Source organism: Microbacterium sp. CFBP 8794, assembly GCF_014841235.1.
GTDB lineage: Bacteria > Actinomycetota > Actinomycetes > Actinomycetales > Microbacteriaceae > Microbacterium.
In genome coordinates this window covers 221,361-241,006 of record NZ_JACYTT010000004.1, presented here as the reverse complement: position 1 = coordinate 241,006, position 19,646 = coordinate 221,361, and the positions used below count along the sequence as shown (strand labels likewise).

At 69.9% G+C, this 19,646-nt stretch carries 23 protein-coding genes and 1 tRNA gene; 14 read left to right on the top strand and 10 right to left on the bottom strand.

The window, feature by feature from the left end; genetic code table 11:
- The first annotated feature begins 9 nt into the window (after positions 1 to 9).
- Positions 10 to 762, top strand: coding sequence for a phosphoglyceromutase (locus IFU19_RS12025; protein WP_055838296.1), 753 nt, complete (start codon positions 10 to 12; stop codon positions 760 to 762).
- A gap of 60 nt (positions 763 to 822) precedes the next feature.
- Here IFU19_RS12025 and phoU read toward each other — a convergent pair whose 3' ends face one another.
- Entirely contained in the window at positions 823 to 1,506 is a 684-nt protein-coding gene (gene phoU, locus IFU19_RS12020) for a phosphate signaling complex protein PhoU (protein ID WP_192014023.1), read from the bottom strand.
- 169 nt (positions 1,507 to 1,675) lie between these two features.
- On the opposite strand from phoU, the gene IFU19_RS12015 reads away from it, so the two are divergent.
- Positions 1,676 to 2,890, top strand: a complete 1,215-nt coding sequence (locus IFU19_RS12015) for a sensor histidine kinase (RefSeq protein WP_070409536.1) — start codon at positions 1,676 to 1,678, stop codon at positions 2,888 to 2,890.
- On the top strand, positions 2,887 to 3,570 hold the full coding sequence (locus IFU19_RS12010) for a response regulator transcription factor (protein ID WP_055838286.1): 684 nt from the start codon (positions 2,887 to 2,889) through the stop codon (positions 3,568 to 3,570). The genes IFU19_RS12015 and IFU19_RS12010 overlap by 4 nt, the downstream gene beginning before the upstream one ends.
- Before the next feature lie 57 nt (positions 3,571 to 3,627).
- Here IFU19_RS12010 and IFU19_RS12005 read toward each other — a convergent pair whose 3' ends face one another.
- A complete protein-coding gene (locus IFU19_RS12005; RefSeq protein ID WP_055838283.1) occupies positions 3,628 to 4,191 on the bottom strand; it encodes a hypothetical protein in 564 nt (187 codons plus the stop codon).
- A gap of 161 nt (positions 4,192 to 4,352) precedes the next feature.
- On the opposite strand from IFU19_RS12005, the gene IFU19_RS12000 reads away from it, so the two are divergent.
- Complete coding sequence (locus tag IFU19_RS12000) at positions 4,353 to 4,835, top strand: CarD family transcriptional regulator (protein WP_055838280.1); 483 nt, start codon at positions 4,353 to 4,355, stop codon at positions 4,833 to 4,835.
- A gap of 43 nt (positions 4,836 to 4,878) precedes the next feature.
- The gene (gene ispD / locus IFU19_RS11995) at positions 4,879 to 6,066 is read left to right on the top strand and encodes a 2-C-methyl-D-erythritol 4-phosphate cytidylyltransferase (RefSeq protein ID WP_192014021.1); all 1,188 of its coding nucleotides are present in this window, start codon (positions 4,879 to 4,881) and stop codon (positions 6,064 to 6,066) included.
- Here the strand turns inward: ispD and IFU19_RS11990 are convergent.
- Positions 6,063 to 6,524 carry a GNAT family N-acetyltransferase gene (locus IFU19_RS11990; RefSeq protein ID WP_192014019.1) on the bottom strand — a complete coding sequence of 154 codons (462 nt, stop codon included), beginning with the start codon at positions 6,522 to 6,524 and terminating at the stop codon, positions 6,063 to 6,065. The two genes, ispD and IFU19_RS11990, sit on opposite strands and share 4 nt — an antisense overlap.
- A 68-nt stretch (positions 6,525 to 6,592) precedes the next feature.
- On the opposite strand from IFU19_RS11990, the gene cysS reads away from it, so the two are divergent.
- The 3 genes from cysS to IFU19_RS11975 are packed head-to-tail and all read left to right on the top strand — an operon-like array spanning position 6,593 to position 9,640.
- Positions 6,593 to 7,987 carry a cysteine--tRNA ligase gene (cysS, locus tag IFU19_RS11985; protein ID WP_192014017.1) on the top strand — a complete coding sequence of 465 codons (1,395 nt, stop codon included), beginning with the start codon at positions 6,593 to 6,595 and terminating at the stop codon, positions 7,985 to 7,987.
- The gene (gene rlmB / locus IFU19_RS11980; RefSeq protein WP_055838266.1) at positions 7,980 to 8,981 is read left to right on the top strand and encodes a 23S rRNA (guanosine(2251)-2'-O)-methyltransferase RlmB; all 1,002 of its coding nucleotides are present in this window, start codon (positions 7,980 to 7,982) and stop codon (positions 8,979 to 8,981) included. The genes cysS and rlmB overlap by 8 nt, the downstream gene beginning before the upstream one ends.
- 17 nt (positions 8,982 to 8,998) lie before the next feature.
- Positions 8,999 to 9,640 carry an NAD(P)-dependent oxidoreductase gene (locus IFU19_RS11975; protein WP_070409539.1) on the top strand — a complete coding sequence of 214 codons (642 nt, stop codon included), beginning with the start codon at positions 8,999 to 9,001 and terminating at the stop codon, positions 9,638 to 9,640.
- 63 nt (positions 9,641 to 9,703) lie between these two features.
- On the opposite strand, the gene IFU19_RS11970 is transcribed toward IFU19_RS11975, so the two are convergent.
- Both IFU19_RS11970 and IFU19_RS11965 read right to left on the bottom strand, forming a co-directional pair.
- A complete protein-coding gene (locus IFU19_RS11970; RefSeq protein ID WP_055838263.1) occupies positions 9,704 to 11,026 on the bottom strand; it encodes a DUF4032 domain-containing protein in 1,323 nt (440 codons plus the stop codon).
- An 81-nt stretch (positions 11,027 to 11,107) separates the two neighbouring features.
- A complete protein-coding gene (locus tag IFU19_RS11965; protein WP_055838259.1) occupies positions 11,108 to 12,211 on the bottom strand; it encodes an ABC transporter ATP-binding protein in 1,104 nt (367 codons plus the stop codon).
- 210 nt (positions 12,212 to 12,421) lie between these two features.
- On the opposite strand from IFU19_RS11965, the gene IFU19_RS11960 reads away from it, so the two are divergent.
- From IFU19_RS11960 to IFU19_RS11950, 3 genes are all read left to right on the top strand, one after another.
- Positions 12,422 to 13,375: a DsbA family protein gene (locus IFU19_RS11960; protein WP_055838256.1), complete on the top strand. Its 954-nt coding sequence runs from the start codon at positions 12,422 to 12,424 to the stop codon at positions 13,373 to 13,375.
- 45 nt (positions 13,376 to 13,420) lie between these two features.
- Positions 13,421 to 13,807: a hypothetical protein gene (locus IFU19_RS11955; protein WP_055838253.1), complete on the top strand. Its 387-nt coding sequence runs from the start codon at positions 13,421 to 13,423 to the stop codon at positions 13,805 to 13,807.
- Between the two features lie 43 nt (positions 13,808 to 13,850).
- Positions 13,851 to 13,923 (top strand) — tRNA-Thr (locus IFU19_RS11950).
- A gap of 28 nt (positions 13,924 to 13,951) precedes the next feature.
- Here the strand turns inward: IFU19_RS11950 and IFU19_RS11945 are convergent.
- Complete coding sequence (locus tag IFU19_RS11945) at positions 13,952 to 14,272, bottom strand: hypothetical protein (protein ID WP_192014015.1); 321 nt, start codon at positions 14,270 to 14,272, stop codon at positions 13,952 to 13,954.
- Positions 14,273 to 14,526: 254 nt separating this feature from the next.
- Between IFU19_RS11945 and IFU19_RS11940 the strand changes: the two genes are divergently transcribed.
- Positions 14,527 to 14,694 (top strand): alternative tryptophan synthase beta-subunit, encoded by a 168-nt coding sequence (locus IFU19_RS11940; RefSeq protein WP_249405447.1) that lies wholly within the window; start codon positions 14,527 to 14,529, stop codon positions 14,692 to 14,694.
- Positions 14,695 to 14,733: 39 nt separating this feature from the next.
- Here IFU19_RS11940 and IFU19_RS11935 read toward each other — a convergent pair whose 3' ends face one another.
- Together IFU19_RS11935 and IFU19_RS11930 are read right to left on the bottom strand one after the other, a co-directional pair.
- Positions 14,734 to 15,006, bottom strand: a complete 273-nt coding sequence (locus IFU19_RS11935) for a hypothetical protein (protein WP_192014012.1) — start codon at positions 15,004 to 15,006, stop codon at positions 14,734 to 14,736.
- Between the two features lie 16 nt (positions 15,007 to 15,022).
- On the bottom strand, positions 15,023 to 16,912 hold the full coding sequence (locus IFU19_RS11930) for an alpha-amylase family protein (RefSeq protein ID WP_342343413.1): 1,890 nt from the start codon (positions 16,910 to 16,912) through the stop codon (positions 15,023 to 15,025).
- 89 nt (positions 16,913 to 17,001) lie between these two features.
- Here IFU19_RS11930 and IFU19_RS11925 point away from each other — a divergent pair, with 89 nt between their 5' ends.
- Both IFU19_RS11925 and IFU19_RS11920 read left to right on the top strand, forming a co-directional pair.
- A complete protein-coding gene (locus tag IFU19_RS11925) occupies positions 17,002 to 17,514 on the top strand; it encodes a hypothetical protein (RefSeq protein ID WP_192014008.1) in 513 nt (170 codons plus the stop codon).
- An 88-nt stretch (positions 17,515 to 17,602) separates the two neighbouring features.
- On the top strand, positions 17,603 to 18,544 hold the full coding sequence (locus tag IFU19_RS11920; RefSeq protein WP_192014006.1) for a DMT family transporter: 942 nt from the start codon (positions 17,603 to 17,605) through the stop codon (positions 18,542 to 18,544).
- Between the two features lie 101 nt (positions 18,545 to 18,645).
- Here the strand turns inward: IFU19_RS11920 and IFU19_RS11915 are convergent, their stop codons facing one another.
- Positions 18,646 to 19,197: a nitroreductase family protein gene (locus IFU19_RS11915; RefSeq protein WP_192211967.1), complete on the bottom strand. Its 552-nt coding sequence runs from the start codon at positions 19,195 to 19,197 to the stop codon at positions 18,646 to 18,648.
- A 14-nt stretch (positions 19,198 to 19,211) separates the two neighbouring features.
- Positions 19,212 to 19,619 carry a peptide-methionine (R)-S-oxide reductase MsrB gene (msrB, locus tag IFU19_RS11910; RefSeq protein WP_055838235.1) on the bottom strand — a complete coding sequence of 136 codons (408 nt, stop codon included), beginning with the start codon at positions 19,617 to 19,619 and terminating at the stop codon, positions 19,212 to 19,214.
- Positions 19,620 to 19,646 lie beyond the last annotated feature (27 nt).

Sequence of the window (19,646 nt, the reverse complement as noted above, 5' to 3'; positions counted from 1 at the left end):
CATGGAGGCATGACCGCGCCTCACACGCTGATCCTCCTCCGCCACGGGCAGAGCGAGTGGAACAAGACCAACCAGTTCACCGGCTGGGTCGACGTGCGACTCACCGACCAGGGCAAGGCCGAGGCGCAGCGCGGCGGGGAGATGCTCGCCGAGTCGGGCGTGCTGCCCGACGTGCTGCACACCTCCGTCCTCAGTCGCGCCATCCAGACCGCCAACATCGCGCTCGACGCCGCCGACCGTCTGTGGATCCCGGTGAAGCGCTCGTGGCGCCTCAACGAGCGTCACTACGGCGCCCTGCAGGGCAAGGACAAGGCCCAGACGCTCGAGGAGTTCGGCAACGAGCAGTTCATGCTCTGGCGCCGTTCGTTCGACGTTCCGCCGCCGGCCCTGCCCGCCGACGACCAGTACAGCCAGGTCGGCGACCCGCGCTACGTCGGCATCGACGGTGAGGTCCCCGCGACCGAGTCGCTGTCGATCGTCATCGACCGCATGCTGCCCTACTGGCACAGCGACATCGTCCCCGACCTCCAGGCCGGCAAGACCGTCCTGGTCACGGCGCACGGCAACTCGCTGCGCGGTCTCGTGAAGCACCTCGAGGGCATCAGCGACGCCGACATCGCCGAGCTGAACATCCCGACGGGTATTCCGCTCGTCTACCGCCTCGACGCCGACCTGAAGCCCCTCGGACCGGGGGAGTACCTCGACCCCGAGGCCGCCGCTGCGGGCGCCGCAGCGGTCGCCGCGCAGGGCAACAAGCACTGACGTCGCAACGGTGAAGGGGGTGGGTGCCGATCGGCACCCACCCCCTTCACCGTCGCTCGATCAGATGACCGGGCTGGGCTCCGCGGCGGATTCGTCGTCGGCGCCGGCCCAGTCGCCCGTCGCGAGGTAGACGACCTTCTTGGCGACCGAGACCGCGTGGTCGGCGAAGCGCTCGTGGTAGCGGCTCGCAAGGGTGGCGTCGACGGTTGCGCCGGCTTCGCCCTGCCAGCTGTCGCTGAGAACCTTCTCGAAAACGCTGATGTGCAGCTCGTCGATCGCGTCGTCGTCGTTGCGGATCTTGTCGGCGATGTTCAGATCCTGCGTGCGCAGCAGCTCGGTCAGCTGGCGGGCCACGTCGACGTCGAGTTCGCCCATTCGGAGGAACGTGCTCTTCAGCCCCTTGGGAATGGCGCGCTCGGGAAAACGCATCCGCGTCAGCTGGGCGATGTGCTCGGCGATGTCGCCCATGCGCTCGAGTGAGGCGCTGACCCGCAGGGCCGTGACGACGATGCGGAGGTCGCGGGCCACCGGCTGCTGGCGTGCGAGGATCTCGATCGCCAGCTCGTCGAGCTCCAGCGCCTTTTCGTCGATGATCGCGTCGGCTTCGATGACTTGCTCGGCCAAGGCGATGTCGCTGGTGCCGAAGGCGCGCGTCGCGCCGTCGATCGCCGTGGTGACGAGTTCGGCGATCTCGACCAAGCGGCTCTGGACGTCCTCGAGGGACTGGTGGAATACTTCGCGCATCGCGGTACCTTCCGTCGGCGGCACGGCACACATACGTCCCGCTACCTTCGGGGATTCTTCCCAGCGAAGGTTAACGAGCGGTGCAGTGACAGTGAATAGTAGCCTCTCCCGACTGCCCGGCGGGGGTGAACGGCGGGTGACGTTCGATCGGCGGCTCTACGCTGGTGCCATGGAACACACGCAGCTCCCGCTGCTCGCGCTCCTCGTCGGACTCCTCGTCGGAGGCTCGGTGGTCGGTCTGCTGGTCGTCGCGCTGCGGGCCCGTGACCGCTCCATGGCGCAGACCTCCGTCGAAGTGCCCGAGGGCGTGGAAGCGATGCTGGGGGCGATGGACGACCCCGCGATCGTGTGCGACATGTCGTCGACCGTGCTGGCGCTCTCACCCGCCGCCGAAGTCTTCGGGCTGCGATCCGGCGAGGTCATCGCCAGCGACGACCTGCGCCGCGTGGCGCGGGTGGCGCGCGACACGGGCGCGGGCATCGGTGAGAACCTCCGGCTCCGCCGCGGTGCGGCCCCGGCCGAGCCCCGGCTGGTCGCCGTCCGCGCCACGCCCATCTCGGGACGCCTCACCCTGCTGGTGCTGCGCGACATCACCGAGCGCGAGCGCGTCGAAGAGATGCGACGAGACTTCGTGGCCAACACCAGTCACGAGTTGAAGACCCCCGTGGGCGCTGTCAGCCTGCTCGCCGAGGCCATCGAATCAGCCGCCGACGACCCCGATCAGGTCCGCCACTTCTCGTCGCGGCTGCAGGCCGAGGCCACGCGCCTGGGGGCGCTGGTCAACCGCATCCTGAGCCTGTCGCGGCTGCAGGCCTCCGATGAGCTGCGCGACGTGCGCGCGGTCTCGATCGACGAGGTCGTCACCTCGGCCGTCGAAGCCCACACCGTGCAGGCCGATCAGGCGCAGGTGACCGTGGTGCGCGGCGGCACGAAGGGGCTGTGGGTGCGGGGAGAACCGCAGATCCTGACCGAGGCGGTCGGGAACCTCGTCGCCAACGCGATCGCCTATTCGCCACAGGGGTCCAAGGTCGGGCTCGGCGTCAAACTCGACGACGGCGTGGTCGAGATCGCCGTCACCGACCGCGGCATCGGCATTCCCGAGGCCGATCAGGCCCGCGTCTTCGAACGCTTCTACCGTGCCGATCAGGCACGCTCGCGCCGCACCGGCGGAACCGGGCTCGGCCTCTCGATCGTCAAGCACGCGGTGCAGCGCCACGGCGGTGAGGTGCGACTGTGGTCGCGGCCCGACCGAGGATCGACCTTCACCATCCGCCTCCCCCTGTCGGAGGCGCCCGACATCGACCCCGCCCGTTCCAAACCGCGTCGCAAGGGCCGTAAGGCCGGCGGCGCGCCGACCGTCCCCGCGAAGGGAGACACCGCATGACTCGCGTTCTGATCGTCGAGGACGAACCCGACCTGGCCGACCCCCTGGCCTACCTGCTGCGGCGAGAGGGATACGAGGTCGAGATCGCCGAAGACGGCACGCTCGCACTCGCCGCCTTCCGCGAGCGGGGAGCCGACATCCTGCTGCTCGACCTCATGCTCCCGGGCATGCCCGGAACCGAGGTGTGCCGCCAGCTCCGGCTGACGACGCAGGTGCCCATCATCATGCTCACGGCGAAGGACTCCGAGGTCGACATCGTCGTGGGTCTCGAACTCGGCGCCGACGACTACGTGACGAAGCCCTACTCCACCCGCGAGCTGCTGGCCCGCATGCGGGCGGTCCTGCGCCGACGCGCCCCGGAGGAGGCCGATCTCGACGACCGCATCCTCACCGGCGGACGAGTCGTGCTCGACATCGACCGGCACACGGTCGCCGTCAACGGTGCCGAGATCAGCATCCCGCTGAAGGAGTTCGAGCTCCTCGAGGTGCTCATGCGCAACGCCGGGCGCGTGCTGACCCGCGGCCAGCTCATCGACCGGGTGTGGGGCACCGACTACTTCGGCGACACCAAGACGCTCGACGTGCACATCAAGCGCATCCGCTCGCGCATCGAAGAGAACCCCAGTGACCCGAGCATGCTCGTCACCGTGCGTGGGCTCGGCTACCGCTTCGAGGGCTGACCCTCCCAGGAACGACGAAGGCGCCGACGATCGGATCGTCGGCGCCTTCGTCGTGTTTCAGGACGAGGGGGTCGGGCTCGGCGTCGGGGTCACCGTGGGCAGCACGGGGATCGGCGTCAGCGAGGGCGACGGGGTCGCGGTCGGCGCCAGCGGCGCGAGGTACTCCAGGGCACCGTCGAGGACGGGGACCTGCATGAGCGCCCCTTCGCCGTCACCGGACTGGAAGTAGACCGACACCGTGGATCCGGGCTGGGCGTCGATGCCGTCGAGGCGCAGGGGCTCGACGTCGTTCGCGAGGTCGCCCAGGCTCAGCGTGCGCTGGGCGGGGACGTTCACCGAGGAACGTACGGCCGACGAGCCCTCGCCGACCTCGATGCGCAGGGTCTGCGGGTCCGTGGTGTCGTTGACGACGGCGGCGACGAAGTTGCCCACCGTTCCGTCGCCGTTCGCGACGATCAGGACGTTGCGTACCGACAGCGGGCCGGACTCCGCGGGGACGTTGATCCCGTCGGAGGCGGAGTAGTCGATGGTGGTCGCCTGCGGGGCGAGGATGTTGCATCCAGTCGTGCCCAGCACGACGGCGGCACCCACGGCGATGGACGCGATCAGGCGCGTTTTCACGGATCCTCCAAGATCGACAGACGACATCGTCATCATCCTACGGGGTTCGCGGTGTCCGCCCGCCCTCGCACGCACGGGAGGGGGAGGTCGGCAAAGGTGGGCGGAACAATAGCGCATCTGAGCCTGTGGTATCCTGGGTGTTGCCGAAAGGACATAACTCCATGCTTTTTGAGGTTGGCGAGACCGTCGTTTACCCGCACCATGGCGCGGCCACGATCATCGAGGTCAAGGAACGCGTCATCAAGGGCGAGACGAAGAAATACCTGAAGCTCAACGTCACGCAGGGAGACCTCGTCATCGAGGTCCCGGCCGACAACGTCGACCTCGTCGGCGTTCGCGACGTGATCGGCAAAGAGGGTCTCGACCGCGTCTTCGAGGTGCTGCGTGCACCCTTCACCGAGGAGCCGACCAACTGGTCGCGTCGCTACAAGGCGAACCTCGAGAAGCTCGCCTCCGGCGATGTCATCAAGGTCAGCGAGGTCGTCCGCGACCTGTGGCGCCGCGACCAGGATCGCGGACTGTCGGCCGGCGAGAAGCGCATGCTCGCCAAGGCGCGGCAGATTCTCGTCTCCGAGCTCGCTCTGGCCGAGAAGACCGACGAAGACCGTGCGGGCCTCGTGCTCGACGAGGTCCTCGCGTCCTGACGCCCGCCGCTCCGGTCGACGGGGCGCGCGCTAGCGTGGGCGGGTGACTTCTGCACCCGCTCCTCGTCTCGCGATCATCGTCGTCGCCGCCGGTTCCGGTACACGCCTGAACGGCGGCGGCCCGAAGGCGTTCGTCGCGCTCGACGAGCACACGATCCTGCACCACGCGTTGCGGGGCGTGTTCTCGGGGTCCGACGCGCAGACCATCGTCGTCGTGCCCGTCGGCTACGAGACCGAGGCCCTCGCCTCGGCGCGCGCCGCGGGCGGGCGCGACGACCGCGTGACGGTGGTCACGGGGGCGCAGACGCGTCAGCAGTCGGTCGCCGCCGGTCTCGCGGCGCTCGGCGCCGAGGTCGACATCGTCCTCGTGCACGACGCGGCCCGCGCGCTCACCCCGCCCGCCGTGTTCGATCGTGTGGTCGCCGCCGTCGCCGCGGGGGCGGCCGCTGTCATCCCCACCGTCCCGGTCGTCGACACCATCAAGCGCGTCGACACCGACGGCCGCGTCGTCGAGGGCGTCGACCGTTCCGAGCTCGCGGCCGCACAGACGCCGCAGGGCTTCCGCCGGGCCGAGCTCGAGGCGGCCGTGGCCGCGGCTGACGCGGATCACACCGACGACGCCGCACTGGTCGCGGCGGCCGGCCATGCGGTGGTCACGGTCGCGGGAGACGCGTCGTCGTTCAAGATCACCACCGCCCCCGATCTGCAGCGCGCCCGCGCGCTCGTTTCATCGTCGGCATCCGCCGAGGCCGCGAACGACGTGCCCCGCGTCGGACTCGGCACCGATGTGCATGGGTTCGGTGGAGAGGGCACGCTCTGGCTCGCCGGCCTCGAATGGCCCGGGGAGCCGGCGCTGTCGGGGCACTCCGACGGTGACGCCGTCGCACACGCGATCGTCGATGCGCTGCTCGCGGCCTCCGGCCTCGGCGACATCGGAACCCACTTCGGCACCGATCGCCCGGAGTTCGCCGGGGCGCACGCCGAGGCGTTCCTGGCCCACACCCTCGGGCTGCTGCACACGGCGGGGTGGCGGGTCGGCAACGTCGCCGTGCAGGTGCAGGCCAATCGTCCGCGCTTCGCCGCGCGACGCGAAGAGGCGGAGCGGGTGCTGTCGGCCGCGCTCGGCGGCGCACCCGTCGCGGTGAGTGCGACGACGACCGACGGTCTCGGCTTCACCGGCCGCACCGAGGGCGTCGCGGCCTTCGCCACCGCCCTGGTCGTTCCGATCTAGAGCTGCCTCGTCATGAAGGTCGACAGGGGGTCGGCCGCGTAGGGCGGGAAGGGCGGGCATTCGACGAATCCCTCGCTCGCGTACAGGCGTCGCGCCGCAAGGAAGTCGTCGGTGCTCCCGGTTTCGAGCCACAGGCTCCGGATGCCGCGTTCCCGGGCGTCGTCGACGATGTGGCGCAGCAGCGCGCGGCCGATGCCCTGACCGAGGAAGCGGTCGACCACGCGCATCGACTTCACCTCTGCGCGGTCGGCGGTGAGGTCTTTGCACGCGCCGATACCGGCGAGTTCGTCGTCGACCCAGGCGGACCAGACGGTCACCCCCTCGGCGGTGAGCAGGTCGATGTCGAGCGCGTGCACGCTCTCGATCGGGGTGTTCTTGAGCATGCCGGCCAGGTGCGCGGCGACCAGGTCGCGGGTCTCGTCTCCGGAGAGGTCGTCGGGACGGATGATGAGGGGCATGTCGGCACCGTACCGAGCGCATGTTTCCCTCACATGTCGTCGTGAGGGGCGGCCGGTAGGCTAGGGCGGTGACTGTTCGGCTGTACGACACGAAGGCGCAGGTCCTGCGCGACTTCGTCCCTCTCGACCCCTCGAACGTCACGGTCTACGTCTGCGGACCGACGGTGCAGTCCGGGCCGCACATCGGGCACGTGCGCGCGGCGCTCGCCTTCGACCTGCTGCGCCGCTGGCTCGCCCACCGGTTCGGGCGCGTGACGTTCGTGCGCAACGTCACCGACATCGACGACAAGGTGCTCGCGAACGCCACCGATGCCGAGCCGTGGTGGGCCCTGGCGTATCGCATGGAGCTCGAGTTCTCGCGGGCCTACGCCGCCATCGGCATCCTCGCCCCCACGTACGAGCCGCGGGCGACCGCATCGATCACCCAGATGCAGGAGCTCATCACCGAGCTCCTCGAGCGGGGGCACGCCTACGCCGCCGACGGCGACGTGTACTTCGACGTGCGCTCCTGGGCCGCCTACGGCGAGCTCACCCGCCAGAGCCCGGATGCCATGGAATCGGCGGCAGATGCCGACCCCCGCGGCAAGCGCGACCCGCGCGATTTCGCTCTGTGGAAGGGTGCGAAAGACGGGGAGCCCGAGTCGGCGATCTGGGCGTCGCCCTGGGGCGCGGGACGCCCGGGGTGGCACATCGAATGCTCGGCCATGTCGCGGCGCTACCTCGGGCCCGAGTTCGACATCCACGGCGGCGGCCTCGACCTGCGCTTCCCACACCACGAGAACGAGATCGCCCAGTCGACCGCCGCGGGTGACGCCTTCGCGCGCTACTGGGTGCACAACGGACTCGTGACCGTCGACGGACAGAAGATGTCGAAGTCGCTCGGAAACTTCACCCTCGCGAGCGATGTCCTCGATGCGCGCGACCCGATGGTGGTGCGCTACGCGCTCGCTGCCGCGCATTACCGCTCGAACCTCGACATCTCCGATCGGGCCTTCGACGAGGCCGCCGCGGCGCTCGAGCGCATCTCGACCTTCGTGCAGCGCGTGCTCCGAGCCGCCGGCGCCGACCCGCTCGCAACCGTGCCGGGCGAGATCCCCGCAGATTTCGCTTCGGCGATGGACGACGACCTCGGGGTGCCCCAGGCTCTCGCCGTGCTGCACGAGACCGTGCGTGCGGGCAACGCGGCGATCGACGGGCACGACCTCGACGCCGCGATCACGGCTCACTGCTCCGTCACCGCGATGCTCGGCATCCTGGGTCTGGATGCCTCGGAGCCCGCGGTCGCGACCGGGTCGACGGACATGGCTCTCGACGCCCTCGTGCAGACGATGATCGCCCAGCGATCGCAGGCGCGAGCCGACAAGGACTGGGCAGGGGCCGATCGCATCCGCGACGCCATCGCTGCCGCAGGAATCACGCTGGAGGACACTCCGGCCGGAACACATTGGAGTATCAATGCCTAAGCCAGGACGCCCGGGCGCGCGCAACACGGGCAAGAAGAAGGGTCCCCTGAAGGGCACCGGCGGGCACTCCCGCAAGGCGCTCGAGGGTCGGGGACCGACCCCCAAGGCCGAGGACCGCGCCTGGCACCCCGCCGGCAAGCGCAAGGCCGCCCAAGAGCGCTACGCCGCCGCCGGGGGCACGTCCAAGCCCGGCGTGCGCGCGGTCGGGGGGAACCAGAACCGCGGTGGCCGTGCCAAGGCGAACGACGACACCGAGACGGTCACCGGCCGCAACTCGGTGCTCGAAGCCCTGCGCGCGAAGATCCCCGCGACCGCGATGTACATCGCGCAGCGCGTCGAGATGGACGACCGCGTCAAAGAGATGCTGTCGATCGCGACCAACCGCGGCATCCCGGTGCTCGAGGTCACGCGCCCCGAGCTCGACCGCATGGCCGGCTTCGACGGCGTGCACCAGGGCGTGGCCCTCAAGGTCCCCCCGTACGCCTACGCGCACCCGCAGGACCTGCTCGAGCAGATCGTCGACCGCGGCGAGCTGCCGCTGCTCGTCGCCCTCGACGGCATCACCGATCCTCGCAACCTCGGCGCGATCATCCGCTCCACCGGTGCCTTCGGCGGGCAGGGTCTGATCATCCCGCAGCGCCGGTCGGCGAGCGTCAACTCCGCGGCGTGGAAGACGAGTGCGGGAGCTGCCGCGCGCATCCCCGTGGCGCTCGCGGCGAACCTCACCGCGACGCTCAAGGAGTTCAAGAAGCAGGGCGTGTTCGTGCTCGGGCTCGACGGTGACGGCGACGTGTCGCTGCCCGCCCTCGCCCTCGCCGACCGGCCCGTCGTGATCGTCGTGGGTTCCGAGGGCAAGGGGCTGTCGCGCCTCGTCACCGAGACCTGCGACCAGGTCGTGTCGATCCCGATCTCGACCGCCACCGAGTCGCTCAACGCCGGCATCGCGGCATCCGTCGCGCTGTACCAGGTGTCGTCGCTGCGCGCCGCCCACTGACCGTCGAGAGGAACACCATGCCCCGCATCGCTGTCATCGGAGGCACCGGCTACGCCGGGAGCCACATCGTCACCGAGGCCGTCCGCCGCGGCCACACCGTCGTCTCCGTCGCGCGCTCGGTCCCGGCCGAGCGCGTCGAGGGTGCGACGTACATCGAGGGCACCGTCCTCGACGTGCCCGGTCTCGTCGCCGAACTCGAAGGCGTCGAGGTCGTCGTGTCGGCGGCCGCCCCGCGCGGCGACATGGAGGGCAAGCTCCGCCCCGCCATCGCCCAGCTGGCCACCGCGCTGCCCGACGGGGTGCGTCTGGGAGTCATCGGCGGCGCCGGCGGTTCGCTCGTCGCCGACGGTGGTCCTCGCCTCATCGACACCGACGGCTTCGCCGAGGAGTACAAGCCGGAAGCCCGCGAGGCCATCGGCATGCTCGAAGACCTGCAGGCCGACGACACCGGCCGCGACTGGTTCTACGTGCACCCGGCCGGGGGCTTCGGCTCGTGGGCACCGGGGGAGCGCACGGGAACCTATCGCGACGGCGGCGACGTGCTCGTCGTCGACGACAACGGCGACTCGTTCATCGGCGGTGCCGATTTCGCGGTCGCCGTCCTCGACGAGATCGAGAACCCGCGCCACTCCCGGGGACGCTTCACCGTCGGTTACTGAGGCCCTCCACGGTTCGAGGCCGTGGCATCCCGGATTCGTCCCGGATGCCACGGCCTCGCCGTTTCAGACGAGATCGCGCCAGTCGACGGCGTCCGTGTCGGTCGTGGGCACCGCGCCGGTCTCGGGCGCGTCGACGTCGGACACCGTCGCGAGCGACATCGTGTCGGTCGGCGGCCCCATGACCGTCGCCTCGTCGCGCCGGTGGCGCAGCACGTCGTCGATGTAGGAGGCGACCACCTCGGCCAGGGGCACGGAGCGCCCCCGCGCCTGCGACATGTACCAGCGGTGCTCGAGCACCTGGTGGAAGACCTCGGCCGGTTCGAGCTTGGCGCGCAGATCCCACGGGATCGCCATCACGATCGGCTCGAACACGCGCGTGAGCCACTCGTGCGCGACCATCTCTTCGTCGGCGCCGAGACGCGAGACCCGGGCGCGGAACTCGTCGAGGTCGTTCAGCAGGCGTCGCGCCTGGTTCTCTTCGACATCGAGGCCGGTGAGGCGCAGGAGACGCCGCTGGTGGTGGCCCGCATCGACGACCTTGGGCTGGATGGACACCTGCGTGCCGTCGCTCGCGGTGCGGATCGACATCTCGCCGATGTCGAACCCGAGCGCGTTCAGACTGTGCACGCGCTCGGTGATACGCCAGGACTCGTCGACGGCGAAGGTCTCTTTGTCGGTGAGGGCCGCCCACAGCGAGTGGTACGACGCCACCAGTCCGTCGGCGATCGCCACGGCATCCACACCGCCCTCGAGTCGCCCGCCGGCCTCGAGGTCCATGATCTCGCCGGCGATGTTGGTGCGCGCGATGTCGAGATCGTGGGCGCGCTGGCCGGGACTCAGGCGGTTGCCGTGCAGCTCGCCCGTCTCGGCGTCGACGAGGTACGCCGCGAACTCGCCGGCGTCGCGGCGGAAGAGGGTGTTCGACAGTGACACGTCACCCCAGTAGAAGCCCACGTTGTGCAGCCGCACGAGCAGTACCGCGAGGGCGTCGACGAGACGCGTGGCGGTGTGCGGGCGCAGCACCTGCGTGAAGAGGGCGCGGTAGGGGAGTGAGAAGCGCAGGTGCGAGGTGACCAGCGCCGCCGGCAACGGGCGGCCCGAGGCGTCGGTGCGCCCGGCGATGACGGCCACCCGCTCGACGCACGGCGACGCGAGACGGTCGAGGTTGCCGAGCATGTCGTACTCGCGACGCGCCATCTCTTCGGTGGTCTCTTTGATCGCCACAACCCGGCCCGACAGGTTGGCGAAGCGCACCAGGTGGCGGGAGATGCCCTTGGGCAGGGCGACGATGTGGTTGCTGGACCAGTCGGCGAGCCCGGTCGACCACGGCAGCTGAAGCAGTCCCGGGTCGACGGTGCTGGCGGTGATGCTGAGCGAATCGCTCACGGTACCTCCGGAAAAAGCGGTGCGGCGCGCCCCTGCCCCCGATGAATCGGGAACCGGGACGCGCCGCGACGGTGCGTCAGGTCAGGCCGAAGCGATGGCCCGGTCGGTCAGACGGTCGCCCGACTCGAGGTCGAACACGTGGATGTGGCCGGGGACCGGCGCCAGCACGACCGTCTCGCCCGCGTTGGGGTGACGGCGGCCGTCGACGCGCGCGACGAGGTCGGTGCGCTTGCCGTTGATGTCGGTGTGGCCGTAGAGGTAGCCGTCGGCGCCGAGCTCCTCGACGAGGTCGACGACGACCTTGAGGCCGCGGCCGTCGGCCGGGGCGACCTGGATGTCCTCGGGACGCACACCGATGGTGACCTCGGAGCCGTGCGCCTTGCCGATGGTGTCGGCCTCGACGGGAACGACCATGTCACCGAACTGCACGCCGCCTTCGGCGAGGTCGACGGTGAAGAGGTTCATCGCGGGCGAGCCGATGAAGCCGGCCACGAAGACGTTCTTGGGCGTCTCGTACAGGTCGCGCGGGGTACCGACCTGCTGGAGCAGGCCGTCCTTGAGCACGGCGATGCGGTCGCCCATGGTGAGCGCCTCGGTCTGGTCGTGCGTGACGTAGACCGTGGTGACGCCGAGGCGGCGCTGCAGCGACGCGATCTGCGTACGCGTCTGCACGCGGAGCTTGGCGTCGAGGTTCGACAGCGGCTCGTCCATGAGGAACACCTGGGGCTGACGCACGATGGCGCGACCCATGGCGACGCGCTGACGCTGGCCACCCGAGAGGGCCTTCGGCTTGCGCGTGAGGTACTGCTCGAGGTCGAGGAGTTTGGCGGCCTCGAGCACGCGAGCGGCACGCTCTTCCTTGCCGATGCCGGCGATCTTGAGCGCGAAGCCCATGTTCTCGGCGACGGTCATGTGGGGGTACAGCGCGTAGTTCTGGAAGACCATCGCGATGTCGCGGTCCTTCGGGGGCACGTCGGTGACGTCGCGGTCACCGATCATGATGCGGCCCGAGTTGACCTCTTCGAGGCCCGCGAGCATGCGCAGCGAGGTGGACTTTCCGCAGCCGGAGGGGCCGACGAGAACCAGGAACTCGCCATCGGCGACGTCGAGGCTGAGCTTGTCGACGGCGGCGCGGGTTCCGCCGGGGTACAGACGGGTTGCGTTGTCGAATGTGACGGACGCCATTTTTTCTTCTCCTTCACCGGCAGGTACGTGCCGGACGATCCGTAGTGAATGGAAAACGGGGGCGACCCCGTGCGCCCGACAGTGGACGCAAGGGTCAGTATGCCACGTGTCTGGTCATTTCCCAGACTGCCTAGCTAGCATCGGTGCTCGTTCGCTCACCCGTGCGTCCCCCCAATTCCTGCGGCAGAAAGCCCGTGCCCGAGAGGTTCCATGTCCAACGACCAGTCACCGAATTCGCCCGCCGAGCGCGACCGCCGCGGGGCGGTCCGCGAGAAGGCGCAGCAGGTCAAGGCGAAGCAGACGCGCTGGCGAATCGCGCGTCGCTCGTTGATCGGCGTCGGTGCGGTGGCCGTCGTTGCCGTGGGTGCCGTCGCGGTGACCTCGGCCCTCAGCTCGCACGACCCGCGTTCCCAGGCCCTGCCGGGAGCTGCGGCCGACGACGGCTTCATGGTGTCGAGCGCCTCCGGCGTCGCCGACCCGGGTGCGCAGCAGACCATCGACGGCAATGCGGCCACGATGGCCGCGGGTGCGGAGCCGACGGCGGAGCCCACGCCGACCCCCACGGGGACGGCGTCCCCCGTCGACATCCGCGTGTACGTCGACTACATGTCGACCGAGGCCCGCGAGTTCGAGACGGCCAACGCCGACCAGCTGTCGAAGTGGGTAGGTGACGACGCTGCCTCGCTGACGTACTACCCCGTCGCGATGCTCACCTCGAAGTCGAACGGCACCAAGTACAGCCTGCGTGCCGCCGGCGCGGCCGCGTGCGTGGCCACCCACGCGTCGGATCGCTTCTTCGCGTACAACCACGAGCTGCTCACGAACCAGCCCGCGGTCGACTCCGACGGCTACAGCGATCAGCAGCTCGCCGACATGGCGCAGGGCGCGGGAGTGGGCGACATCGCCGCCGTGCGTTCCTGCATCGAAGACGAGACGTACACCGGGTGGGCGAAGGCCGCGACCGATCGTGCGATCAAGGGACTCCCCAACACCAACGGTCAGGCACTGACGGCCACCCCGACGGTGCTGGTCAACGGAACGCCGTACGTGGGACGCATGGATGACGCGAAGGAGTTCGCGCAGTTCGTGCTCACGGTCGACAGCAACGCCTACTACTCGACCGCCACGCCGACCCCGTCGGTGACGGCGACGCCCGCGGGCTGAATCGCTATCCCGCAGGTGAACGCATCGCTGTACGATTCAGGTGACATGGACCAGATCGAGGATTCCCCGCCACGCCGTTCCGGCGCGCAGCTGGAGGAGTGGGTGCAGGAGTTCCGCGAGCAGGGACACCTGTTCGCCGGCCGGTTGAAGGTCGTCGAACAAGAAGACGCCGACAGCCAGGACACCGGTCTCGTGGTCATGAGCCTCATGAACGCCAAGGCGTCGATCTACATGCAGCCCAAGGGCTACGACCAGCCCCTGTGGGAGGCGACCCTGACGGGACGTCCCGAAGACCTGACGCTCTCGCCGCACGACATGGCGAGCCTCGCGGCAGAGCTCGTCGTGGCGGGCAACCTCTGCTCGTTCCTGCAGTGGAAGTCGCTCGAATGGGACCGAGAGAGCGGAACGCACGCGAGGTCCAGCGCGTCCTGAGGGACGCCCTAGACTCGTGCTCCGGGGCTCCTCGGGGCCTCACGCCGGCTTGGCGCAATTGGTAGCGCACCGTACTTGTAATACGGGGGTTGCAGGTTCAAGTCCTGTAGCCGGCACCCCGCTCACGCGAAGAGCGCGCGCCTCTCACAGAGGTGGAAAATGCGCGATCCGGTGAGGTGAACGCGACCGAGACCCGGTCGTCGCCGGGCGTGCGATCGGCTCCGTTCCGCCGTCGTCATCCCAGTGCTCCAGGGCGATGACGTCGGCGCCGGGCTCTGTGTCCCGTGCGCTGTCCTTATCGCGTTTCGCTTGCGTCGTCGTGGGTAGGCCGTAGCCGTGCCGGTGGTCGCCCGCGGTCTGATTCCAGCTGTCCCACTCGCCATTGCGTCGCAGCGTCGCCAGGTGTCCGCCCTCGTCATCCCAGTTCTCTGCGGCGATCTCGTCGTCGTGCTCCTTGTCGCCCATAGTGCGGACTGTACGCCGCGACCGCGGTGGCGAATAGGGGTGCATGCCCCGCGCCCGCCGGCACGAGACCGAGACGCGCCGGTGCGTCGCCCGAAAAGAGGACAGACAAACCAGTAGTCGAATGGGTATCCTCACCATTACCTACCCGCGTACCCTACGCGCACCGCTCCGATGGCGAAGCCACGCGACCGGTCCGCTCGCCCAAGGGAGTGGGAACAATGGCTCTACCGCGCACTGTCACACATGCCTACCGAATGCCCGGCGGGTGGGAGAAGCTCGCCAGACATCGACTCACCATCGATTACGCGCGCGAGCTGCGCACCGCCGGCTTCACCCTCATGCGGATACGCAGCGGATGGGGGAGCAGCCGCGAACGCTCGATCGCCACTTACCTGCAGCGGCACGAGGTGCCCGCCACCTGACACCCTGCCGCGTTGCGGTTCTCGTTCGTCGCCGGGCGATCACGAGAACAGTCGTGCGAGATCGACGACGAGGATCGCTGCCGCCACGATCGCCGACAGGCCCGCGAGCAGCGCGCCCACGATCGCGCCCCAGCGCAGGGGCCCGGGCCGCCTGCCCGCCTCCAGTGCGAACAGCAGGGCGCACAGGGCCACGGTGACCATGAGCAGGTCGCCCACCATGCCCGCCGGGGCCCAGACCGCGGTCGCGAGCGCGATCACCCCCGCCGCCAGCGCGGCCAGGTGACGCGTCTGGTGCGCCGGTGCCTCGCTCATCGCCCGCTGTCTTCCGTCAGCGCGAGCGCACGCGCAACCAGCGCACCTCGTGCGCGGCGAGCGGAAGGTCCGCGCCCAACCAGGTCGGAGCGCCCGAGACGAGGTCCAGTGCCTCGGGTCGAAGGCCCGAGAGCGTGAGCGCGTCGATGGTCACCGGGCTGTCGGCGACGTTTGCCATGACGAGAACGTCGAAGCCCGCGTCGCCGGGGCGGACGAAGGCCACGACCGACGCCACGTGCGCGTCGAAGGCGATGAGCTCGTTGCCGGCGAGCTCGGGGGTCGACCGACGAACGGCGAGCAGGCGCGCCAGTCGCGTGAAGACGCGTCCGGCCGGGGTCCCGGCATCCGCGTGATCCGTGTAGTTCTGTGCGGGGCGGAACGGGCGGTGCACCCAGCGGCTGTCGCCCGCCTCTTCGGGGCGGTCGGCGAAGCCGTAGTCGTTGAGCTGCGCGACCTCGTCGCCGAGGTACAGCAGCGGGATGCCGCCGGTCGATAGGGCGAGCGCGTGCGCGAGGACGACGCGGTCCTCACCCGCGGAGTCGCCCGCCTCGATACCGGCGAGCGAGGCGGTGGTCCCCGTCACGCGCGCGTCGCCCGTGCGCGGGTTCTCCTGGAACGGCACGCCGCGGGCGAACGTTCCCTCGGCGCGCCCGACGTAGAAATCGTTGAGGAAGCGGCGGTGCGGGTAGCCGTCGATGCCGAGCTCGGCGGCATCCTCGTCGGCGAAGGTCCACCCGATGTCGTCGTGGCTGCGCACGTAGTTGACCCACGCGGTGCCGTCGGGCAGGGCGTGGCGACGCTCGAGCGCCTGCTGCAGCAGGCGTCCGTCGCGGGTGGCGAGCGCCTCCCACGTGAGGGCCATCTGCAGCGGGTTGTACGAGATCTGGCACTCGTCGGGCGAGATGTACGAGATCACCTCGTCGGGGTGCACGATCGCCTCCGACTTGAACAGCAGGCCGGGCGCGGCCATGCGCAGCACCGCATTGAAGGCCTGGAGCAGCAGATGCGCCTCGGGCAGGGACTCGCAGGTCGTTCCGAGCCGCTTCCAGATGAAGGCCACGGCATCCATCCGCAGGATCTCGACGCCCTGGTTCGCCAGGAACAGCATCTCGCCGGCCATCGCCTCGAAGACGGCGGGGTTGGCGTAGTTGAGGTCCCACTGGAAGTGGTAGAACGTCGACCAGATCCAGCGCCCGTCGTCGAGCTGCACGAAGGACCCCGGGTGGTCGTCGGGGAAGATCTCGCGCGTGGTCCGCTCGTACGCGTCGGGCATCTCGCGGTCGGGGAAGATCAGGTAGAAATCCTCGTACGCCGGGTCGCCGGCGATGGCCTTCCGCGCCCACCGGTGCTCGTTGCTGGTGTGGTTGAAGATGAAGTCGACCACCAGCGAGATTCCGGCGCGGCGGAGGTCGGCGGCGAGCTCGGCGAGTTCCTGCATCGTGCCGAGCTTCGGGTTCACGCGGCGGTAGCTCGACACCGCGTACCCGCCGTCGCTGTTCCCCTCCGGGCTCTCGAACAGCGGCATGAGGTGCAGATAGGTCAGGCCCAGTTCCTGGAAGTAGGGGATGGCATCCCGGATGCCGCTGAGTCCTCCCGCGTAGCGATCGACGTAGCAGACGCCACCGAGCATGCGCTCGCTCTCGAACCATCCGGGCGCGCTCTCGCGCTCGCGGTCGATGGCCTTCAGCTCGGTCGGACGCAACGCCCACGAACGTCGGGCGAGATCGACGACGGATGCCAATCGCTCGCGGCCGTCGGGACGCTCGCCGTACAACTGCACGAAGAGATCGTGCAGTCGCGGCAGCTGGGCCTCCACGTGAGGGAGGAATTCGCGGTCGACGCCGTCGGCGACGAGATCGGCGATGATCTCGGAGACGTCGTCGTGATCGGTGCGCAACTGGGTCACGGGGAAAGCCTGGTGCATCGGCGCCCCTCCGGTCGACAGCGACGTGCCCGGTGCTGGCCGCGCGCGGCGGTCTGAGACAGCATGGGCAGATGACCGCCGCATCGACGACCCGTCTTCCGACCCTCATCGCGGCCCTCTCGGGCGTCGTCGCAGTGTGCGCCTACGCAGGGGTCGCGCTGCTGCAGATCCTGGTCTGGAATCCGGAGGCCGCCCGCCCGGGGCTCACCGCCGCGCAGGTCTGGGCAGAGGTCGGCGCGGCGAATCAGGGACCGCCTGGCGCGTTCGTCGTGGGCGTCATCGCCATCGGCCCGCTTTTCGCTCTGGTCCTCGCTCTGCTCTTCGTCCTCACGGGAGCGGGCGTCTGGTCCACGATCGCCGGGTACCTCGGGCTGCTCTTCGCCGGAATGCCGGGTTACTTCGTCGCCTCTTTCGGCCCCGGCATGGGCCTGGGCGACACCTACCTGATCAGCGGTGGGGATTTCTCGCCGGGGCGCCTGCCGCTCTACGCGGTGAGCGTGCTCTCGGTCGTGGCGCTGCTCGCGCTCTTCGTCGGCGCGGCGGTGCGCTCCGAGCGGGAGCGGCGCACGCTCGCCGTGGCGTGAGTTCTGCGCCGGGCGGTGCCGCCGTCCGCGACGCCGACGCCGTCGTACGATCGACGATGGCCCGACCCTCGGGCGCGAGGGGAGTGCGGTGTCGGAGCGCGGTTCGGTCGGTGTCGCCGTGGCGGGAGCGGTGCTCATCGGCGCCCTCACGGCCCTGCAGGCGAGAATCAACGGCACCCTCGGCGCCGAGATCGGTGACGGCATCGTCGCCGCCGCGATCTCGTTCAGCTCGGGACTGCTCATCCTCGTCGCGCTGTCGACGCTGCTGCCCGAGGGCCGACGCGGGTTCGGACGTTTGGTCTCCGGCATCCGATCCCGATCGATCCCGCCCTGGATGCTGCTGGGGGGTCTGGCCGGGGCGTTCACCGTCGCCAGCCAGGGCCTGACGGTCGCCACCATCGGCGTGGCGTTGTTCACCGTCGGCTTCGTCGCCGGGCAGACCACGGGCGGACTCGTGCTCGACCGGGTCGGCTACGGCCCGGCGGGGGTCGTTCCCGTCACCGTGCGCCGCCTCGTCGGCGCCGTCCTCGCCATCGCCGGTGTGATCGTGTGCCTGTCGGGCGACGCGCTGGGGGGAGTGCCGCTGTGGATGCTGGTCGTCCCCGCCATCGCCGGTGCGGGCGTGGCGTGGCAGCAGGGGACGAACGGGCGTCTGCGGGTGCGCGTCGAGAGCCCGCTGACCGCGACGCTGGTCAACTTCGTCGGCGGAACGGCGGTGCTCGTCGTGGCCGCGGTGGTGCACGTGGGGGTGGTGGGCGCCCCACGCGTCATCCCCACCGAGCCCTGGCTGTACGTGGGTGGAGCCGTCGGGGTCGTCTACATCTTCTTGTCGGCCGTGGTCGTTCGCCGCACGGGGGTGCTGCTGCTCGGCCTCGGGTCGGTCGTGGGGCTTCTGAGCACGTCGGTGCTGCTCGACGCCCTCTGGCCGGCCCCCGCCGCCCCATCGACCCCCGTCGCCCTGCTCGCGTCCGCGGTCGCGATCGTCGGTGTCATCGTCGCGGCGGTCCCGTGGCGCCGCCGCCGTCCGTGAGCCGGAGCCCGGTCAGCGGATGACGCGCGCCGCCCGCCCGTGAACGACGACGCCGCCGGGGGGACGAGCCCCACCGGCGGCGTACGACGAAGACGGATCGATCAGAGGTGCGTGTCGTCGACGGCGCGACGCTTCTTGCTCCCGGGCAGACGCGAGATGTGCTTCGCGGCATCCACGGTCTTGCGACGCACCGGGCGCGAGCGCGGCGGCTTGCCCCCGACGTAGAGCCAGCCGAGCAGCACCTCGCCCTTCGACAGGCCGTGCGCCTTGGCGAGCGCCTTGCTGCGCGTGTTGTCGTCGGTGCGCCAGAACACGCCGAAGCCGGCTTCGTCGAGCGCGAGGCTCAGCATGTGGGCGACGCCCGAGGCCACGGCCTCCTGCTCCCACGCGGGGATCTTCTTCGACTCGAGGTTCGCGACCACGGCGATGATCAGGGGAGCGCGGCGGGGCTTCGAGGAGTAGCCCTTCTTACCGTCGGCCTTGTTCAATGCGCGAGCCAACAGGTGGCGGTCGCTCCCGCGGATCTCGATGATCCGCCAGGGACGCAGCGTCTTGTGGTCGGCGACGCGACCCGCCGCCGCGACGAACGCCTCGAGCTCGGGGCCGGTGGGGGCCAGGTCGGTGACCTTCGACCACGACCGGCGGTCGCGCATCGCCTCGAGTGCGCTCACGCCGTCTCTTCCGGGGTGAAGTTCAACGACAGCGAGTTCATGCAGTACCGGTCGCCGGTGGGCGTGCCGAAACCATCGGGGAACACGTGTCCGAGGTGCGAACCGCAGTTGGCGCAGCGCACCTCGGTGCGCTGCATGCCGTGGCTGTTGTCGTCGATGAGCTCGACGGCCTCGGGACGCACCGACTCGTAGAAGCTCGGCCACCCGCAGTGCGAGTCGAACTTCGTTCCGCTCTGGAACAGCTCGGAGCCGCACGCGGCGCAGGTGTAGAAACCGGAGCGGCTCTCATCGAGCAGTTCGCCGGTCCACGCGCGTTCGGTTCCGGCCTGGCGCAGCACCGCGTACTGCTCGGGCGAAAGCTCTTCGCGCCACTGGTCGTCGGTCTTGTCGACGGCGTAAGTCATGGGATCTTCCTCTCTCCGGTCCCTATT

What these genes read in the sequence shown, in the direction of transcription:
- IFU19_RS12025 (WP_055838296.1), top strand. Translation starts at nt 10, where the DNA reads ATGACCGCGCCTCACACGCTGATCCTCCTCCGCCACGGGCAGAGCGAG.
- phoU (WP_192014023.1), bottom strand. Translation starts at nt 1,506, where the DNA reads ATGCGCGAAGTATTCCACCAGTCCCTCGAGGACGTCCAGAGCCGCTTG.
- IFU19_RS12015 (WP_070409536.1), top strand. Translation starts at nt 1,676, where the DNA reads ATGGAACACACGCAGCTCCCGCTGCTCGCGCTCCTCGTCGGACTCCTC.
- IFU19_RS12010 (WP_055838286.1), top strand. Translation starts at nt 2,887, where the DNA reads ATGACTCGCGTTCTGATCGTCGAGGACGAACCCGACCTGGCCGACCCC.
- IFU19_RS12000 (WP_055838280.1), top strand. Translation starts at nt 4,353, where the DNA reads ATGCTTTTTGAGGTTGGCGAGACCGTCGTTTACCCGCACCATGGCGCG.
- IFU19_RS11990 (WP_192014019.1), bottom strand. Translation starts at nt 6,524, where the DNA reads ATGCCCCTCATCATCCGTCCCGACGACCTCTCCGGAGACGAGACCCGC.
- rlmB (WP_055838266.1), top strand. Translation starts at nt 7,980, where the DNA reads ATGCCTAAGCCAGGACGCCCGGGCGCGCGCAACACGGGCAAGAAGAAG.
- IFU19_RS11975 (WP_070409539.1), top strand. Translation starts at nt 8,999, where the DNA reads ATGCCCCGCATCGCTGTCATCGGAGGCACCGGCTACGCCGGGAGCCAC.
- IFU19_RS11965 (WP_055838259.1), bottom strand. Translation starts at nt 12,211, where the DNA reads ATGGCGTCCGTCACATTCGACAACGCAACCCGTCTGTACCCCGGCGGA.
- IFU19_RS11960 (WP_055838256.1), top strand. Translation starts at nt 12,422, where the DNA reads ATGTCCAACGACCAGTCACCGAATTCGCCCGCCGAGCGCGACCGCCGC.
- IFU19_RS11955 (WP_055838253.1), top strand. Translation starts at nt 13,421, where the DNA reads ATGGACCAGATCGAGGATTCCCCGCCACGCCGTTCCGGCGCGCAGCTG.
- IFU19_RS11945 (WP_192014015.1), bottom strand. Translation starts at nt 14,272, where the DNA reads ATGGGCGACAAGGAGCACGACGACGAGATCGCCGCAGAGAACTGGGAT.
- IFU19_RS11940 (WP_249405447.1), top strand. Translation starts at nt 14,527, where the DNA reads ATGCCCGGCGGGTGGGAGAAGCTCGCCAGACATCGACTCACCATCGAT.
- IFU19_RS11935 (WP_192014012.1), bottom strand. Translation starts at nt 15,006, where the DNA reads ATGAGCGAGGCACCGGCGCACCAGACGCGTCACCTGGCCGCGCTGGCG.
- IFU19_RS11925 (WP_192014008.1), top strand. Translation starts at nt 17,002, where the DNA reads ATGACCGCCGCATCGACGACCCGTCTTCCGACCCTCATCGCGGCCCTC.
- IFU19_RS11915 (WP_192211967.1), bottom strand. Translation starts at nt 19,197, where the DNA reads ATGCGCGACCGCCGGTCGTGGTCGAAGGTCACCGACCTGGCCCCCACC.
- msrB (WP_055838235.1), bottom strand. Translation starts at nt 19,619, where the DNA reads ATGACTTACGCCGTCGACAAGACCGACGACCAGTGGCGCGAAGAGCTT.